An 18,085-nucleotide genomic window follows, 5' to 3' on the forward strand; every position below is an offset into this window, starting at 1 on the left:
TAGTTCCGGTCAATGTGTCCGGATGTGTTGCCGACTGGTTACGTGCGTCAAGGGTTTACGTAACCAACTGCGGTTATTGTCGGCACAGCGCTTTGCGATGACGTTTAACCGATGCAACCGGTGTATTACCGGAGATTGGACAGATTGTATGGTCATTTCGATTCGAGACGCCTTGGATGAGGAGTGGTTCCGCCGCGCACGGCCCGTGGTCGAGGTCGAGGGCAAAGGGCTTGACCGCCCGGTGCGATGGGTGTTCACCAATGAGCGCGAGGACGTGGCGAACTTCCTGTCCGGCGGCGAGATGCTCATCGTCGAAGGCAACGCGCTGCGCGGTGCCGGATGGTCTGGAACCATTGATGAATACGTACGCAGCCTGACGTCGGTGAACGTCGCTGCGTTGGTGGTCGAGCTGGTCGAAGGCGTGCGGCAGATGCCGGCGAATCTGCTGGCCGCGGCCCGCGCGCGACGGCTGACGCTGATCGGCCTGAAGGCCCGCGTGCCGTTCGTGGACCTGTGTCAGGAGGTCAATACGGCGATCGTGCGCGAGCAGATGAGCTTCCAACTGGAGGTGGACACTATGTCCACCTCGCTGCGGGAAGGATTGTCTCACGCGGACAATATCGACGCCGTGGCCGCGACCGTCGCGGAACTGTTCGGACAGTCCGTGGCGATCTTCGACGCGGACGGACTGCTCGCGGCCGAAGCCGGCGGACCGATCCGGCCTGGGGAGACGACCGTGACGGTCGCGCTGACCGGACAATCCCGTCCGATCGGAGCCTTGGAGATCTCCCAGCGTGCGATGACGTTGGACCGGAGCAAACTCAGCACGATCGCGGCCGTCGTCTCGCCGGTCGCCGCACTGTACATCGACGGCGGCGCGCGCATCGGCATGATCCGTCACCTGACATGCGGGCCCGCGGACGGCATCCACGTCTCGGCATCCGAAGCCAAGGACGCCCACGCCATGCTCGCCGCGCTCGGCTTCGCCGGCTCGTGCATCTACCTGCCGTTCGCATTGCGGTTCCGTTCGCTGGTGGAAGGACTCGATGCGGTCTCCGACATGATCGAACGGTTCTGCGAACAGCCGGGATACGAGATCGCCTGCATGCTCAACGGCGACACGATGACCGGCTGGATGTCGGCCGAGGACTCCACAGGCGGCGTGTCCGCGTTCAACGAGCGATGCCTTGCGGCACTGCGCGGCCTCGGCGGCGACGGCATATACGTCGTGTACGGCAAGGTCGCCACCGACACCGTCGCCCTGGTGGACGGATTCGCCGGCGTCAACGCGGTCATGCAGGGCGACGCCCGCTACGGGCAGGTGACGGGCGCCATGTCCGCCGCCATCGACCGGTTCGTCGCCACCGACGACATGGACCACGCCATCCGCACGCTCATGGTGCAGACCATCGGCATGGAGATCGTCTCGCAGCCCATGCTGCTCGACACGCTGTGCGCATGCTTCGACAACCTCGACAACAAGACCGGCGCATGCGAGCAATTGGGCATCGGACGGCAGACCCTGTACAACCGACTGGACAAAGTGACGCAGATGATCGGCGTCGACCACAACGATCATCGGGACTGGTCCACGCTGCTGTTCGCCGCGAAACTGGCGCAGGCATGGCAATCCGCGCACCGCAGATGACCGCTGGAACAGTACGGACAGACTGTCCAGCATGATCGCGAACGACGTAATCCGAGGTTCATCTTCCGGCAAATCTTGTGCGGCATAGTCAGGACTACCGCAACGGACAAGGCCAATCCGAAGCGAACGATATCCGGCCGCCTCACGGCGACGAACCGCATCCCCACAGACACAACCGCACAACACAAGCTTTACAGACGTTCGAAATCTGCACCCACCCGAAAGGACGTGACATCATGAGCTCGGCAACGATCACCTCCGCACGACTGATGAACACACCGCAAACCGAAGAACAGGCGATGGTCAGGAAGGTGGCGGTATCCTCCTTCCTCGGCAACTTCATCGAATGGTTCGACTACGCGTCCTACTCGTACTTCGCCACCACGATCGCGCTCGTGTTCTTCCCGACCGGCAACCACACCGTCGCCATGCTCCAGACCTTCGGTGTGTTCGCGCTGTCCTTCGTGCTGCGCCCGATCGGCGCGCTGTTCTGGGGCAGCTACGGCGACAAGAAGGGACGCAAGGCCGCGCTGGCCCACTCGATCCTGTTCATGTCCGGCGCGAGCTTCCTTATCGGCTGCCTGCCGTCCTACTCGGTCATCGGCGTGGGCGCGCCGATCCTGCTGCTGATCCTGCGCATGGTGCAGGGCTTCTCCGCATCCGGCGAATACGCCGGCGCCGCAACGTTCCTCGGCGAATACGCGCCGACCAGCAAGCGCGGCATCTACTGCTCGCTGATCCCCGCCTCCACCGCCATCGGCCTGCTCGCCGGCTCCACGCTCGCCACCGTCATGACCGCGCAGCTCGACCAGTTCGTCATGGTCGGCTGGGGATGGCGCGTGCCGTTCCTCATGGCCGGTCCGCTCGGCCTGATCGTGCTCTACATCCGCACCAAGCTCTCCGACTCGCCGGTCTACCAGCAGATGAACGACGCGCTCGAAGCCAAGACCGACAAGAACACCGGCGACAAGGCCGTGGCCGAAGGCGGCATGTTCGCCCCGCTGGCTGAGCTGTTCCGCGGCCACTTCAAGGCGCTCGCCATCAGCTTCGGCGCCTGCGTGCTCAACGCCGTCGGCTTCTACACCGTGCTCACCTACCTGCCGACCTACCTGTCCGACACCGTCGGCATGAACGCCACCCAGTCCGGCACCATCACCACGATCTGCCTGGTCGCCTACGTGTTCATGGTGTTCGGCATGGGCCACATCTCCGACAAGTTCGGCCGCAAGAAGGTGCTCATCGGCGCATGCGTCGCGTTCATCACGCTCACCGTGCCGGCCTTCCTGATCCTCAACACCTCCCAGTTCTGGCCGGTGCTGATCGTCGAGCTGCTCATGTGCGCCACGCTCACCGCGAACGACGGCACGCTCTCCAGCTATCTGACCGAAACGTTCCCGACCTCCGTGCGCTTCACCGGCTTCGCGTTCAGCTTCAACCTCGCGAACGCGATCTTCGGCGGCACCGCGTCCTTCATCGCCACCGGCCTGATCGCGCTGACCGGTTCGTCCATCGCTCCGGCCTGGTACATGGTGGGCGTGGCCGCGATCGCGCTGGTCGCCATGATCCTCTCCCACGAGAACACGGACAAGGATCTGAACCACATCTGATCGGTGCGTCTCGCATCCTGATACGCACATATCCCGCTGATCGGCTCCCCTCCTTGGCGAGGGGGGCTCGTCATGTGCGTTAACTTACTGCGTTATCTTGTTTCGTTAACTCATCGCGTTAACGCAACCCGACTATCTTGTTCAACCAACCACAAACCGCACGCCGCAATGCAAAGGAGTACAGCAATGGGCAGCAACCGTCGTATGGACCACATGACCTGGCCGGAATTCAAGGAGGCGAAGAACCGTCCCGTCATCGTGCCGATCGGGTCCACCGAACAGCACGGGCAGCATCTGCCCATCGGTACCGACGCGGTGCTCGCCACGCGCATCTCCGAAGATCTGGCCGAGAAGATCGACGGCACCGTACTGCCCACGCTGAGCTACGGGTACAAGTCCAAGCCGCTGTCCGGCGGCGGCCCGCTGTTCCCCGGCACCATCGACATGAACGGCGTGACCGTCATCAACCAGATGCACGACGTGCTCAGCGAACTGATCGCGGACGGCTTCACCAAGATCGTGGTGATGAACGCGCACTTCGAGAACGAGGCGTTCATCGTGGAGGCGATCGACCTGATCACGCGAGAGACCGGGGGAGTGGCCACCATCGTCGAGACGAACTGGTGGGACCCGCTGCCGCAGTCCGTGGTGGACGAGGTGTTCGACGGGCTGGTGTTCCCCGGCTGGGCGCTGGAACATGCGGCCGTGACCGAGACGTCGCTGATGCTGCACTACGCGCCCGAGCTGGTGCACATGGACCGTGCGGTCGAGGAGGCCGGCGCGGAAGCGAAGTCGTATGTGCGCTACCCGGTGCGACAGGGCGATGTGCCGGCGCACGGCGGCCTGGCGAATCCGGCCGGTTCGTCCGACGAGCGCGGCAAGCTCATCGCCGACGCGTGCGTGGACGAGGTGGCCCGCATCTGCGAGGCCGAGTTCGCGTGATCGTCACGTGCGATTGGCAGAACCGGTTGAACGGTCGATAGCCGCATGGCCCCTGCAAGGTTCGTCCTGCAGGGGCCTTTGTGTGATGTCACGCTTTGCTGTTGCGCACGATTACATGCCGGGTGTGGCTGGATATCGTGTCATGCTTTGGCGAAAGCGGGCGGTTTTGCGTAAGCGTGACAGGCTTCCAATGGCCGCGTTCGGTTTGTTGCCTGAGAATTGTTGGTATTGCAGGGGTCTTGACGTCTCTTGATTGTCACGTTTCGTCTGAAAATCAGGTTTTGTGGGTTGTATGACAGATTCGCTGTCACACAACCCACAAAACCTCCCATCTCCGAGATGCGTGACAGCAAACTGTGTCACACCAGCTTTGCAATCCTCCCCAGTCTTCATGTATGACAAAGGGGCGGTCACCGGAATGTGCTTCCGGTGACCGCCCCTTTCTGTCAGTCCGTATCAGTATGACTTCAGGGCCTTACTTGATGGCGTTGAGCCACTGCTCCTTGGTGGCCTTCTCGGCCTCGAGCTTGGCCTTCTTCTTCGGATCGGACTCGGCGGCGATCTTCTCGTTCAGCTCGGCGAGTTGCGCGTTGAGCTGCTCCTCGAAGCTGGACTTGCGGGCGTCGGCCTCCGGATCGGTCTTCTTCCACGCGGCGTCCTCGACGGCCTTGATCTGCTTGTCGACCGCGTCGAGACGGCCCTCGATGCGGCGCATGTCGTCACGCGGCACGTAGCCGATCTGATCCCACTCCTCCTGAATGGCGGCGAGGGCCTGACGGGCCTTCTTCGCGGCGGCCTCGTCGGCAACCGGCACGAGCGCCTCGGCCTTGACCAGCAGGGCCTCCTTCTTGGCGAGGTTCTCCTTCTCGGAGGAGGAGATCTGGTCGCGGTCGGCCTGACGCGCGTTGAAGAACGCGTCGGCGGCGGCACGGAACTGCGCCCACAGGGCGTCGTCCTCGCTGCGGCCAGCGCGGCCGGCCTGCTTCCAGCGGTCCATCAGCTCGTTGAACTTGCGCGACGTCTCGCCCCACGCGGTCGAATCCTTAAGTGCGTTCGCCTCGGCGATGATGGCCTCCTTGGCCTCCTTCGCGGCGTTGCGCTCGGTGTCGCGGGCCTGCGCCCACTTGCGGCGAGCCTGGTTGAACGTGGTGCGGGCGGCGGAGAAACGCTTCCACAGCGCGTCCGCGTCGGCCTTGTCGATGCGGACCGTGGTGCGCTGGTGCTCCTGCCACTGGTCGAACAGAGCGCGGAACTTGTCGGCGGTGGAACGCCAGTTCGTGCTGTCGCCCAGCGAGGCGGCCAGCTCCTCGGCCTTGACGACGATCGCGGTGCGCTCCTCGACGGCCTTGGCGACCGCAGCCTTGCGGGCCTCGGTGATCTTCGCCTTCTTGGCTTCGCCCTCGGCCTTCAGGGCCTCGAACTGCGCCTTGAGCGCGGCGATGTCGCCGACGACGGCCGGCTGAGCGGTCTCCTCGGCGAGCGACTTGATCGTCTCGTCGATCTCATGCGCCTTCACGTTGTTGGACTTGAGGCGTCCGGCGAACATGTTCAGCTTGCCCTTGAGGTCGAGGAAACGGCGGGCGTACAGCGCCAGCGCCTCCTCCTTCGACACGTCGGGGAACTGGCCGACCTCGCGCTCGGACTCGCCGTCCTTGACATAGACGGTGCCGTTGTCGTCCACGCGGCCGAACGCCTCGGCGGCCTTGACCTGATCCTCGGCGTAGCCGGTGGCGGTCGGAGCCGGGGCGGCGGTGTGCTGCGGCTTCTTCGCGAAGACGGCCGGCGACGGCGCGTGCGGCTTCGCCAGCGCGGCCGGAGACGGCTTCGCGGCTGCTGCGGGTGACGGTGTTGCGGCGGCGCTGGCCTGCTCCTGGGGAGCGGGCGTGCTTGCCTGCTCGGTGGTTTCGGTGGTGTTCTCGGATTCGGTGACGTTCTCGTCGGCCATGGCCAGCTCCTTAAGCTACAAGGTGGTAGAGGGGTTTCGGACTGCGCGCAGGGCAACGAAAACCCTGCCGCGTTTTCCGCAACCTCCCTTATTATAGGGAACCGTGGCTAAAGGCGCATCTATTTCAGGATTTCCAGAGTGGCTCCCCTCTGAACGTGTCGTGGAGCAGCGTGTCATCGACACGCTCCGTAGGGTTTTCGAGCTTAATGGCTTCATCGGCATTGAGACTCGCGCGGTCGAGCAGGGTTCGAGTCTGCTCAAGAAAGGCGAGACCAGCAAGGAGATCTACCTGCTGAGCCGTCTGCAGGAGGTCGGTCAGGAGAACGACACTCCGATCGAGGACCGTCTCGGCCTGCATTTCGACCTAACCGTGCCGCTGAGCCGGTACGTCGTCGAACATTCCGGCGATCTCGCGTTCCCGTTCAAGCGCTGGCAGATCCAGAAGGTATGGCGCGGCGAACGCCCGCAGGAAGGTCGTTTCCGCGAGTTCGTGCAGGCCGACATCGACGTGATCGGCCAAGGCGACCTGCCCGACCACTACGAGGTCGAGCTGCCACTGGTCATGGTCTCCGCGCTCGAGCAGCTGCGCGCGTATGGCCTACCGAAGGCGACCGTGCACGCGAACAACCGCAAGCTGTCCGAAGGCTTCTACCGCGGTCTTGGACTGACCGACATCGAAGGCGTGCTGCGCGAGATCGACAAGCTCGACAAGATCGGCGCGGACGAAGTTGTCAAACTTCTGGTCGACGGCTGCGGCGCGAACGAGGCGCAGGCCCGCGCGTGCCTCGAACTGGCCGATCTGACCGCCGCGAACGGCGACGAACTGGCCGTCAAGTTCGACGCGCTGTGCGCCAAGCACAACATCGCCGCCGATTCGGAAGCATACGTGCTCGCCCGTCAGGGACTCGACACGCTTGCGATGATCGTCGACGAATCCGCACGCATCCGTCCCGGCTCGGTGATCGCCGACCTGAAGATCGCCCGCGGACTCGACTACTACACAGGCTCCGTCTACGAAACGTTCCTCGACGGCGCCGCGTCGCTCGGATCGATCTGCTCCGGCGGCCGCTACGACAACCTCGCCTCGCAGGGCAACCGCAAGTACCCCGGCGTCGGCCTGTCGATCGGCCTGTCGCGACTCGTGTCGTACATGCTGCACACCGCCGGCGCGCACGCCAGCCGCGTCTCGCCGGCCGCCGTGCTCGTCGCCGTGTGGAACGAGGAGGACCGCACCCAGTCCAACCTCATCGCGGCCGATCTGCGTGCACGCGGCATCGCCGCCGACGTGGCCCCCACTGCGGCCAAGCTCGGCAAGCAGATCAAGTACGCCGACAAGCTCGGCATCCCGTACGTGTGGTTCCCGGCGGACAAGGCCGATGAGAACGCTCACGACGAAGTCAAGAACATCGTTTCGGGCGAGCAGACGCAAGCCGATTCCCAGTCTTGGGAGCCGGATAGTGTGGTTGCCCGGCAAACCGTGGAAGTAGCGGATCGCTGAGTCCGTTTGTTGCGGCGTCTGCCCGTTCGCGCCGACTCGTGCGGACGGCGGACGCCCATGACACAGAAATAGAGGAAGCATGAGCCAGACGGCTTACAGAACACATCATGCGACCGACGTGACCGAAGCGCTCGTCGGCCAGAAGGTGACGCTCGCGGGTTGGGTCGACCGTCGCCGTGACCACGGCGGCGTGGCCTTCATCGATCTTCGCGATTCGACCGGCCTCGTGCAGGTCGTGATCTACGACGAGGAGATGGCGCGTCCGCTGCGTTCCGAATTCGTCATCCAGGTCGTCGGCGAGGTGCGTCTGCGCCCGGACGGCAACGAGAACACGCATCTGGCGACCGGCAAGATCGAGGTCGTGGCCGAGTCCATCGAAATCCTCGCCAAGGCCGACGCCCTGCCGTTCCAGGTCTCCACCGCGCTTGAGAACGAGTCCGAGAACAAGCTGCCGGGCGAGGATGTGCGCCTCAAGTACCGCTACCTCGACCTGCGTCGTCCGTCCATGCAGCACAACTTGAAGCTGCGCTCCGACATGGCCAAGGCCGCCCGTCACGCGCTCGAGGACATGGACTTCACCGAGGTCGAAACCCCGACGTTCATCAAGTCCACGCCGGAAGGCGCGCGCGACTTCCTCGTGCCGGCCCGCCTCGTGCCGGGCTCGTGGTACGCGCTGCCGCAGTCCCCGCAGCTGCTCAAGCAGCTGCTCATGGTCTCCGGCGTCGAGCGTTACTACCAGCTCGCCCGCTGCTACCGCGACGAGGACTTCCGTGCCGACCGTCAGCCCGAGTTCACGCAGCTCGACATGGAGATGAGCTACGTCGACCAGGAAGACGTGATGGCCATGGCCGAGAAGGTCGTCGCCGCGATCTGGAAGACCGCCGGCTATGAGATCCAGCTGCCGCTGCCGCGCATCTCGTGGCAGGAGGCGATGGACAAGTACGGTTCCGACAAGCCGGACCTGCGCTTCGGCAATCCGCTCGTCGAACTGACCGACTACTTCAAGAACACGCCGTTCCGCGTGTTCCAGGCTCCGTACGTGGGTGCGGTCGTCTTCAAGGGCGGTGCCGCCACGCCGCGTCGCCAGTTCGACGCATGGCAGGAGTGGGCGAAGCAGCGCGGCGCCAAGGGCCTCGCGTACGTGGTCTTCGCCGAGGACGGCGAGCTCAAGGGACCGGTCGCCAAGAACCTGTCCGAGGAGGAGCGCGCCGGTCTGCGTGAGGCCGTTGGTGCCGAGCCGGGCGACGCCGTGTTCTTCGCCGCCGGTTCGCGCGAGTCCTCGCAGCTGCTGCTCGGCGCCGTGCGCGTCGAGCTGGCCCGCCGTGAAGGTCTGCTGGACCCGAAGAAGTTCGCGTTCACCTGGGTCGTGGACTTCCCGCTGTTCAAGCGCACCGACGATCCGGACGACGACGATGTGGCGGTCGGCCACTCCAAGTGGACCTCCATGCACCACCCGTTCACCATGCCGTCCAAGGATTGGATCGACAAGTTCGACCAGGACCCGGAACACGCCATGTCCGACTCCTACGACATCGTCTGCAACGGCGAGGAGATGGGCGGCGGCTCCGTGCGTATCCACCGCGACGACATCCAGGACCGCGTGCTCAACGTGCTCGGCATCGGCAAGGAAGAGGCCGAGGAGAAGTTCGGCTTCCTGCTCGAGGCGTTCAAGTACGGCGCCCCGCCGCACGCGGGCATCGCGCTCGGCTGGGATCGCACCGTGTCGATCCTTGCCGGCACCGACACCATCCGCGACGTCATCGCCTTCCCGAAGGCCGGCGGCGGCCGCGACCCGCTGACCGGCGCCCCGGCTCCGATTACCGACGCGCAGCGCGCCGAGACGGGCGTCGACTACGATCCGGAAGATGAAGACTGAGATTGATGCTCACTGACTGAGAGGGCGGTTCCCGCATGGGGCCGCCCTCTTGTCGTGTTGGTGTGCGCTTGGCCGCTGATCGGTGGCCGCTATCATAGTCAGTCGTCCGGCTGGCTGGCGATCACGCCGTCGGCGATGGAGCCGTCGGTGCCGCGGTGCGGGGCGTGCGCGGCCGTCGCATCGCTCGCCATGACGACCTCGGTATGTAACAGGTACTGTTCGGCAAAATCCAATGTGGTGTATACCATCCGCGCATCCCCCTTTCGTTGCGTGACGCGGCAGTAATCGATACGGCGTCCCCTCGCCGTTGACCGATAATCCAATCATGAATCCGCGCGCGACACAAGACCTGCGTTATATCGCCTGGTTATGGCCGGTTCACAACGTCATCGACTACAGTGAAGGCGGGAACCCCGCGGAACATGCGCGGGCCAACGGTCATCTGCGAAGCGTGTGAACATGTCATCATCGGATCTCATAACAGCCGGCACGGAATCGTCATCGCGCCGACTGCCGGACGGTGCGAATCCATCGGCACGATCGTCGCGGCATCCACCGATCGGCATAACTGTCGGCACTGCGATCGGTTCGGCTTGGTCGCGGCTGAAAGTGCGGTTGACGGATCGTCGGCCGTCCACGTTCGACGCGGCGATACGAGCACGGTTCGTGCCGTATTGCGCGGTGTTGATCGTGGCGTGGCTGCCGTATCTTGCGCTGATCTGGCCGGGCGCGATGCGCGACGACACGCTCGCGCAGTACCTGCAGACCGCCGGACTGCACCGGTACTACACGCAGCACCCGCTGTTCGACACGCTGATCTTCGGCCTGTTCTGGAAGACCGGTGACGCGCTCGGCTCACCGCTGATCGGCGAGGCGATCTATACGGGCGTACAGGTGCTGCTGTTGGCCTCCGGATGCGCGCTGATGCTGTGTTACGTTCGCAAACTCGGCGCGCCACGATGGCTGCGCATGCTGGGACTGCTGTATCTCGCCACGAGTTACGTGGTGGTCGGCTCGGTCGGCACGATGGGCAAGGATTCGCTGCATACCGTGTTCTTTCTGCCGTTTGCCGTGCTGTTCACGGAGATCTGCCGGACGCATGGACTGATGCTGGGGCGGCGACCGGTGGCATGGACGTTCGTGATGCTTACGTTCGCAGTGATCGCGTCGAAACGCACGGCGCTGATGATCGTGCTGTGTTCCGGCGCAGCGTTGCTGGTTGCGTGCCGGAGCGGCCGGATTCGCCGCCGGACGCTTGCGTGTTTGTGTGTGGCGATCGTGCTTGCGCAAGGCGTGTTTGCGCCGGTTGCCGCCGCGGCGACGCGCGCCAACCAGTCGCCGTCGCGTGAACTGTGGGGTATCGTGACCCAGCCGGTTGCGCAGGTTGCGCACGACCGGCCATCCGCGATGTCTCGGGAACAGCGGGCATCGCTGAACGCGATCATGCGACTCGATCAGGCGGCGCTTGAAATCAATCCGCACCGCACCAACGAGACGTTCCAGACCCTGCGTGAGGACCCGCAGCCGTCCGCGGGCGCGAAACTCGCGGCGTTGCGCGTGTGGGCCGAGCTGGGACTGGCCTATCCGGGGGAGTATCTCAAAGCATGGTCCGGGCCGATTCGCGGCTGGTGGGACCCGCGCGTGAACTTCGCATATCCGACCGATTCGGATTATCTTCTGCGCGGCTGGTACCTGCGGCAATGGGCCACGTTCCTGCCGGAGGATGCGGGTCTTGCCGGACGGAAGAGGGCTGATACCGCCGATGCGGACACCGTTGCGGCGTTGCGCGTGGTGCGGATTGCTCGCGATCTGACGCCACTGATGGGCACGTCGAGCAAGCCCACGTGGCAACGGGAGCTGCTTGACCGGATACGTCGGTGGGTGCGCGATGACAACCCGCTTACGTCGATTGCCCTGTACGTCACATGGATTCCGCTGATGATCATGATGACGTTGACCGTACAGTCGGTCCGCAGACGTCTGTCATCTCGACCGAGCAAAGCCTCTTGTCTGTCATCTCGACCGAGCGAAGCGAGCGGAGAGATCTTCCCTCCCATCTCACGCCTCGCCGCGTTCTCCCTGCTGTTCTTCACGGTCCTGTCGCTATACGCCTCGCCCGAGGCCCTGTTCTGGTATCCGATCCCGGTGTTTTGCGCTCTGCCGTTGTTCGCCGCGCTGCCGTGTGTCGGGCACACATCACGCGGCTGAACGCGGTCGGCGATGCGGGATAATGATGGCTATGACAACGATCGCGATCGTGGACAATGACCGGTTCGCACTGGGTATGCTGGCGCAGATCATCGGACGGGCCATGCCCGGTGCGAGTGTGATCTGGGCAGCCGAAGACGGGCGGGCGGCCGTGCATCGGTGTCTGCACGAAGGCGATGCGCAGGTGCCGGACGTGCTGGTGCTGGACATGTCGCTGTGCGCCGAGCCGGGTGCGGGTGCGGATGGCGCTGATGTGTGCCGCGCGATCCGTGAAGCCGCGGTGCGGCCGGCGATCCTGTGCATGACCTCGTATTCGCGCAACCATTATCGGCAAGCGGCGATCGACGCGGGCGCGCAAGGGCTGATCGGCAAAGATGCGATGCCGAAGGAGCTGGCCGCGGCGATATCGGCGGTGGCTGACGGCGGTGCGTTCGACGGGTTTATGACCGCTGTCGCCGCACATGAGTCGTTGGCCGCGACTGCGCGGCGCACGGCGGCGTTATCCGATCAGGAACGCGCGGTGCTGCGCCTGTACGCCGCGAACCGCACCACCGAGGAGATCGCCGAACGGCTCGGTATCAAGGCGTCCACCGTGTTCGTCGTCACACGGCATGCGAAGCGCAAGCTCGGTGCCGTCACCCGTGCCGAAGCCATTCGCCTGTTTCTTGGCCGGTGACGATCGTTTCATACGCGAGGCGTGACCGTGGGCGGTGACGAAGCATATCGTGTTTCCGTTTCGTAAGTGGGTGTTTGCGGTCGATTTCGTCGTCGCCACTCTCTTGGGCTCCAACTCCGTTCCATAAGTGGGTGTTTACGGACGCCGGTTTGTTTGTGATATTGGAGTCGATTCGTAGTGGGTGTTTGTAGACCATATGGAACGGTGTTCTCGGACGTGAAATCAGTCGTGAACTCATAAGTGGGTGTTTGCCTACCGTATGAAATAGGTGAAAGTGGGTGTTTGCGGACGTGGAATCTGCTGTGAATCTGTAAGTGGGCATTTACCTACCACGAACATTGATGGAAAGTGGGTGTTTGCGGACATCCAATTCGTAAGTGGGCGTTCGCCTACCACGAACGGCCTTCATAAGTGGGTGAATCCCTACCTTGAAAAGATAAGTGGGTGTTTGCATACCACGAAAACGCGATTCTGGGCGTTTTCATGGTAGGCAAACACCCACTTACGGATTTTCGCGTCCGCGACCGCCCGCTTTCGAGCCGTAAGCAGGCAGACCCGGACGTGAATCATCCCCGTCAAGCGTGTCGATGGCCTGATACGTGCCGGTCATGGCGTGCTGGATGAAGGATCGGATCATGCGCAGGTCGTCCAACTGCGATTGCGGCAGATCGTCTCGTTCCAGATCGGCGTTGATCAGCATGATCGCGTTCGCCAGATCGTTCGTGGTCCGATCGTGCAGCGAAGCGGCGATGCGATCGCGTTCGCGACGTTGCCGGGCTCGATCGCGCATCCGCCGGTGATCGGCCATCCAGCGCGACACCAATCCGATCACGATCGCGAACATGCAGTATGCGAACGAAATCACCACCGAATCGGTCACACCCAGTCCGAACAGCATCTTGCGGTCGATCAGTAGCGCGGTGACGGCAAGTGCGACAGCCAATCCCGCGGCCCACCGGTTCTCCCGCCAGATCAGTCCTGCGGCCAGCGCCATCGCCAGCAGATACGAATACGACATCGGGAACGGCGAGACAAGTCCCACGCAGGTCAGCGTCGTTATGAGCCAAGCGCCCGCCTCCGGAACGAACGGCAGCGCGGCGAGCGACGCCAGCGCGAGCAGCGGAATGAGCAGATACGACAGGTGAAAATTGACGGCCGGCCATCGCAGCACGGTTTCCACCAGCACGCAGCATGCGATCGCGGCGCAGCCGATGGCGAGTCGGGTACGCCGCGTGCGGAACATTGCACGAACAGATGATGCAGACCGGGCTACGAACATGCCTCCATCATGGCACAGCCGATGCGCGGAATCAGTGGAGCGGTGCTCCACGCAAGCCGGTTCTCGTGCGTGATGTCGGGACAGACAAAGATACTAACCAGAATATATCTGGATGACAGCCGAATATATCTAGGAGCGTTAGCCGGAATATCGCATAGGTCGGTTACTGGCGTGATGTTTTTGCTAGTAATTGGGTTTACTAGCAAAAACATCACGCGAGGAGGGGTGATTGCGCGATGCTGGGGATAGTGTCCAGAGGATGCTAGCAGGAATGTCACGCTGGAGGGGTTGTTTGCGTGATGTTTTTGCTAGTAGCGGGGGATGCTAGCAGGAATATCACGCAAGATGGCCTTTGGCGGGATATTTCGGTCAATGCGGCATTGGGGCGCAGCGGAACGACGGCGGATGGGCGCGTGACAGGTAAAGCCTGAACTGGTGTGATGGGCGAAGCCTGAATGGGCGGATGTGAGACGGGCTCAATGCGGATATGCGCTCGTCCGCGATCCCTAGTTACAGATCCAGTTCGAATACGCATCTGTGCAAGACGGGCCAAGCGCGGATAAGCGGCCATAAGGAACGTCTATAGGCGGGCGGTGTTGCGGGCGGCGCGCGGCCGGTATGCTGGCTCGTAACAAGTTGCGGGGGAGGCATACCTATGACTCTGGAAATACTTGACTGGCATGATGGGGATCTGCTGGCGAAACCGGTGTTCGACGCGCTGAAGGGACTGGTCGCGGCCGGCGTACCGGAAAGCAAGATCCTTGGCGTCACGATCAACACGGATGAGGAATCGGACACCGACCTGTGGTGTCCGAAATACGGTGTGCCGTTCGAAAACACAGGCAACGTGGTTGTGGTGCATACGCATAAGACGCGCAAGGCGCCGCCGCAGTTCGCCGCCGCGTTCGTGACGGCGGACACGCGGGCCGACCTGAACGGCGTGGTCAAGCACACGCTGGAGGTGAGCAAGGTGAGCTTCGCGCCGATCGCCGACGCAGTGGAAGCGACCGGCATGGAGTCAGGCGGCATGTCGCCGATCGGACTGCCGGGAGAGTGGCCGCTGCTGGTGGACCAGCATATTCTTGCGGTGTCGAAGCTGTACATCGGCTCGGGGATTCGCCCGTCGAAGCTGGTGGTGGATGGGTCGATTTTCGCGGATATTCCCGGGGTAACGTTTGTGGCGGGGCTAGGCAAGCCGAGAGGGTGATTGCTTTGGACCCCCTCAGTCAGCTTCGCTGACAGCTCCCCCTGTCAGGGGGAGCGGGGGAAGAGGGGAAACTGGCGAGCCGAGAGAGAGTGCTTGGGGCGGGTCTCTCAGTCAGTTGTGCTGACGGCTATCCTTGTTAGGACTAGGACGAGGAAAGAAGGTTAGGTAAGACGTGTAGGTGATTGGTTTTGACGCTCCCTCAGTCAGCCTGCGGCTGACAGCGTCCTGCAATTATGGACTCGCTACGCAAGCTGTGTTGTTGGCTCGCTGTCGCTCGCTCCTCGCCTACAAACGCCGCCGGCGTTTGCTTTACGGCTCGGCCTGGCCGAGGGAGCCGAGGCTCCGCCAGCTTCTGTGGGGTTTCAAACTGTGTAGGGCATGGTGCTTTGACGCTCCCTCGGTCAGCTTTGCTGACAGCTCTCGGCCGAGGGAGCCGAGGGGCTGACAGCTTCTGTGGGGTTCCAGGCTTGGTGTGTGGGGCATGGTGTTTTTCGGCTTTGCCGCCATCGTTTGGGGATTATGGACAGTCTTTGGATGGCTGTGCTGTTGGCTCCCTGCGCTTGCTTCTCGCTTACCAATGCCGCAAGCGTTTGCTTTACGGCTTGGTCTGGCTAAGAGGGGGGTGATGGGGTGAGATTGGCGCGGACGAAACGAATTTCCGGTGAATTATTGTCCGGTATATGACGATGTGGGATGTCGTTAATCGACACACACAGTAAGGGTGTATAGTGCGAACCAGTTGACCCTTAACGTCCATGTCGCGGGAGACCGCGAACGAGCGTCAATCGAGAAGAGGAATGAGCATGGTCGATTCCAGCCATGATACGATTCGTTCCGCGCGAGGCAGCGAGAAAGCCTTGCACTGGGATATACGCGGCATTGTTGCGGCGACGATTGCCCTGATGACGGCGGTGGTGATGATGCTGTCGATGGTGCTGCCGGCGGCATATGCCGATGATCAGTCCAGCAATACCGGGCGAAACCGATATAACGTCGTCTTCGTGTCCGACACGTCGGGATCGATGAACGACACCGACCCCAAGAACCTGCGCTATGACGCGATCGGCCGTTTCGTCGCGTTGCTGGCGGATTCCGGCAACCGGGTCGGCGGCGTGATCTTCAACGACGGCATCGCCTATAAGAAGGACTTGGCGCCGGTCGACGGCGTGCAGGCCAAACAGCAGTTCCTCGACGACATCCGTAAGGTTCCGGCCAAGGGTTGGACCAACATCGGCGCGGGTCTGCAGACCGCCGATGACATGCTGGATAAGAACAAGGATCCGAACATCCCGTCCGTGATCGTGCTGCTGACCGACGGCAACACGGCTATGGGCAGCGACGACGAGACGCAGCAGTCCCTGCAGACCAAGGCGCAGGCGCTGGAAACGGCCCGACGCAATGGATACGGCATCTACTCGATCAGCTTGAACGCGGACGGCAGCGCCAACTCGAACGAGCTGTCGCAGCTGTCGAACGCCACCGGCGGCCAGTTCAAGGAAGTCAAGAACGCCAGCGATCTGACCGACGTGTTCGACATGTACTACAAGATGGTGTTCGCGACCAAGAGTGATAAGGGAGTGGACCTGACCATCCCCGATTCCGGCAAGGCGGAAGGCACGTTCGACGTGGCTTCGGTCGGTGTCGAGGAAGTCAACATCATGGTGACCGGCAAGCCCACGGATTACAGCCTGACTGATCCGAACGGCAAGCAGTATACCAAGGATGCGCTGTCGGCCGATACGTTCTCCACCGACGCGTTCGTGTCGATGAAGGTCAAGAAGCCGGCGCAAGGCACGTGGAAGTACACGATCGCCGGTACGCCGGGAGATCATGTGCGCATCGACATCGTGCGCAACACGGATCTGTCGACCGAGCTCAAGGCCGAGGACACCAAGAAGGAATACGCCGCGGGCGATGCCGTGACGTTGAATGCCTCCGTGCTCGAAGGCGGCCAGGCCGCCAGCGGCGATCGACTGAGCAAGTTCAAGGCCGTGGCCACCGTGACCGACGGCAAGGGCAAGTCCCAGGACGTGGATCTCAAGGCCGCCGACAAGGGCTTTGCCGGCAAGGTGACCTTCGACAAGAAGGGTTCGTACAAGGTCAAGGCGCGTGTGACCGGCGAAGGCTACGATGTGACCTCCAACGAACTGACGTTCGACGTGGGCAACAGCGCCCCGAAGCCCAACGGCGACATCGAGAAGACCGTGAAGCTGTGGCCGTTCTTCAAGAACACCGTCGACATCGATCTGACGCCGGGCGCCACCGACGCGCAGGACAAGACCCTGACCTACGCGGTTGATTCCACCGCGTTCAACAAAGACGAATACAAGCTTAACGGCTCGAAGCTCACGCTTACGTTCGGTACGGTCAGCAGCCTGTCGCAGGGGTCGTTCACCATCCGTGCCACCGATTCCGACGGCGCGTCCTGCACGTTCAACGTGCTGGTCAAGACCATCAACATCGGTCTGATCACGGCCATCGCGATCATCGCGGGCATCGTCATCGCGATCATCGTGGTGCTTCTGCTGCTGTGGATCGCCCTGAACAAGCGCTTCTACGGCACCTGCTACGCCAGCGAGTTCGACGAGGAGAACTACAGCGCGCAGTTTGCGGAAGTCAGCCGCGAACGCAACCGTGGCCGTATCAAGCTGTTCGCCTTCGGCATCAACACGCATGGCCTCGATCCGCGCTCCTCGTACCTACAGGCATCCGGCAAGGACTATGTGACGCTGGTGCTGAAGAAGCCCGCATACGCCCAAGGCCGCATGACCAAGAAGGTGAAGATCATGGGTGACGGCTATGCGGTCGATGTTCGCCAGAGCCCCGATGCCAAGCAGGGCATCAATATCCGCTTCGTCAGCCGCAAGGCGAACCACTTCTGATTCGAGCACAGCCGAATCCGAATAGATCTGAATAAATACAGACATCACATAACACAATCCATAATTGAAAGGAACATTCATGTACGAGAAGCTCTTGCTCACCGCCGGTGGTGGCGTGATCGATCGTATGCAGCAGTCCGAGCAGGATAATTCCGCGGTGCTCGCGATCGGTCTGGGCGGTACGGGCATCGACTGCCGAGGTGCCTCATTTGAAAATGAGCGCGTAATCCGGAGTGGTGCCTCACCTGTGGTGAGCGTGAAATCCTAGTCCGCGTCGGCTTGTGGGGTTTCGTCGTCTTCCGGTTCGACGCCCGCGA

The 18,085-nt window shown here is 62.7% G+C and carries 13 protein-coding genes; 10 read left to right on the forward strand and 3 right to left on the reverse strand.

Annotated elements, in window-relative coordinates:
• Positions 1-148 precede the first annotated feature (148 nt).
• From AC1A0G_RS04990 to AC1A0G_RS05000, 3 genes are all read left to right on the forward strand, one after another.
• Positions 149-1,648 (forward strand): PucR family transcriptional regulator, encoded by a 1,500-nt coding sequence (locus AC1A0G_RS04990; protein WP_476528004.1) that lies wholly within the window; start codon positions 149-151, stop codon positions 1,646-1,648.
• Between the two features lie 236 nt (positions 1,649-1,884).
• Complete coding sequence (locus AC1A0G_RS04995; RefSeq protein ID WP_476528005.1) at positions 1,885-3,255, forward strand: MFS transporter; 1,371 nt, start codon at positions 1,885-1,887, stop codon at positions 3,253-3,255.
• Between the two features lie 186 nt (positions 3,256-3,441).
• Positions 3,442-4,197, forward strand: a complete 756-nt coding sequence (locus AC1A0G_RS05000; protein WP_476528006.1) for a creatininase — start codon at positions 3,442-3,444, stop codon at positions 4,195-4,197.
• 475 nt (positions 4,198-4,672) lie between these two features.
• Here AC1A0G_RS05000 and AC1A0G_RS05005 read toward each other — a convergent pair whose 3' ends face one another.
• Entirely contained in the window at positions 4,673-6,142 is a 1,470-nt protein-coding gene (locus tag AC1A0G_RS05005) for a DUF349 domain-containing protein (protein WP_476528008.1), read from the reverse strand.
• 103 nt (positions 6,143-6,245) lie between these two features.
• Between AC1A0G_RS05005 and hisS the strand changes: the two genes are divergently transcribed.
• A complete protein-coding gene (hisS, locus tag AC1A0G_RS05010) occupies positions 6,246-7,640 on the forward strand; it encodes a histidine--tRNA ligase (protein ID WP_476528010.1) in 1,395 nt (464 codons plus the stop codon).
• A 79-nt stretch (positions 7,641-7,719) separates the two neighbouring features.
• Positions 7,720-9,516, forward strand: coding sequence for an aspartate--tRNA ligase (aspS, locus tag AC1A0G_RS05015; protein ID WP_476505939.1), 1,797 nt, complete (start codon positions 7,720-7,722; stop codon positions 9,514-9,516).
• 98 nt (positions 9,517-9,614) lie between these two features.
• Here the strand turns inward: aspS and AC1A0G_RS05020 are convergent, their stop codons facing one another.
• Positions 9,615-9,764 (reverse strand): hypothetical protein, encoded by a 150-nt coding sequence (locus AC1A0G_RS05020; RefSeq protein ID WP_476528012.1) that lies wholly within the window; start codon positions 9,762-9,764, stop codon positions 9,615-9,617.
• A 367-nt stretch (positions 9,765-10,131) separates the two neighbouring features.
• Between AC1A0G_RS05020 and AC1A0G_RS05025 the strand changes: the two genes are divergently transcribed.
• Together AC1A0G_RS05025 and AC1A0G_RS05030 are read left to right on the forward strand one after the other, a co-directional pair.
• Positions 10,132-11,724 carry a DUF6020 family protein gene (locus AC1A0G_RS05025; protein ID WP_476528014.1) on the forward strand — a complete coding sequence of 531 codons (1,593 nt, stop codon included), beginning with the start codon at positions 10,132-10,134 and terminating at the stop codon, positions 11,722-11,724.
• A 31-nt stretch (positions 11,725-11,755) separates the two neighbouring features.
• Positions 11,756-12,400 (forward strand): response regulator, encoded by a 645-nt coding sequence (locus tag AC1A0G_RS05030; protein WP_476528016.1) that lies wholly within the window; start codon positions 11,756-11,758, stop codon positions 12,398-12,400.
• Positions 12,401-12,902: 502 nt separating this feature from the next.
• Here the strand turns inward: AC1A0G_RS05030 and AC1A0G_RS05035 are convergent.
• Positions 12,903-13,679 (reverse strand): hypothetical protein, encoded by a 777-nt coding sequence (locus tag AC1A0G_RS05035; protein ID WP_476528018.1) that lies wholly within the window; start codon positions 13,677-13,679, stop codon positions 12,903-12,905.
• A gap of 655 nt (positions 13,680-14,334) precedes the next feature.
• Here AC1A0G_RS05035 and AC1A0G_RS05040 point away from each other — a divergent pair.
• The 3 genes from AC1A0G_RS05040 (at position 14,335) to AC1A0G_RS05050 (ending at position 18,036) form a co-directional block, all read left to right on the forward strand.
• On the forward strand, positions 14,335-14,886 hold the full coding sequence (locus AC1A0G_RS05040) for a YbaK/EbsC family protein (protein WP_476528020.1): 552 nt from the start codon (positions 14,335-14,337) through the stop codon (positions 14,884-14,886).
• Between the two features lie 803 nt (positions 14,887-15,689).
• Positions 15,690-17,768, forward strand: coding sequence for a vWA domain-containing protein (locus tag AC1A0G_RS05045; RefSeq protein WP_476528022.1), 2,079 nt, complete (start codon positions 15,690-15,692; stop codon positions 17,766-17,768).
• A gap of 79 nt (positions 17,769-17,847) precedes the next feature.
• Positions 17,848-18,036, forward strand: coding sequence for a hypothetical protein (locus tag AC1A0G_RS05050; protein ID WP_476528024.1), 189 nt, complete (start codon positions 17,848-17,850; stop codon positions 18,034-18,036).
• Positions 18,037-18,085: the final 49 nt, after the last annotated feature.

The sequence above is a fragment of the Bifidobacterium sp. LH_230 genome (assembly GCF_056357555.1).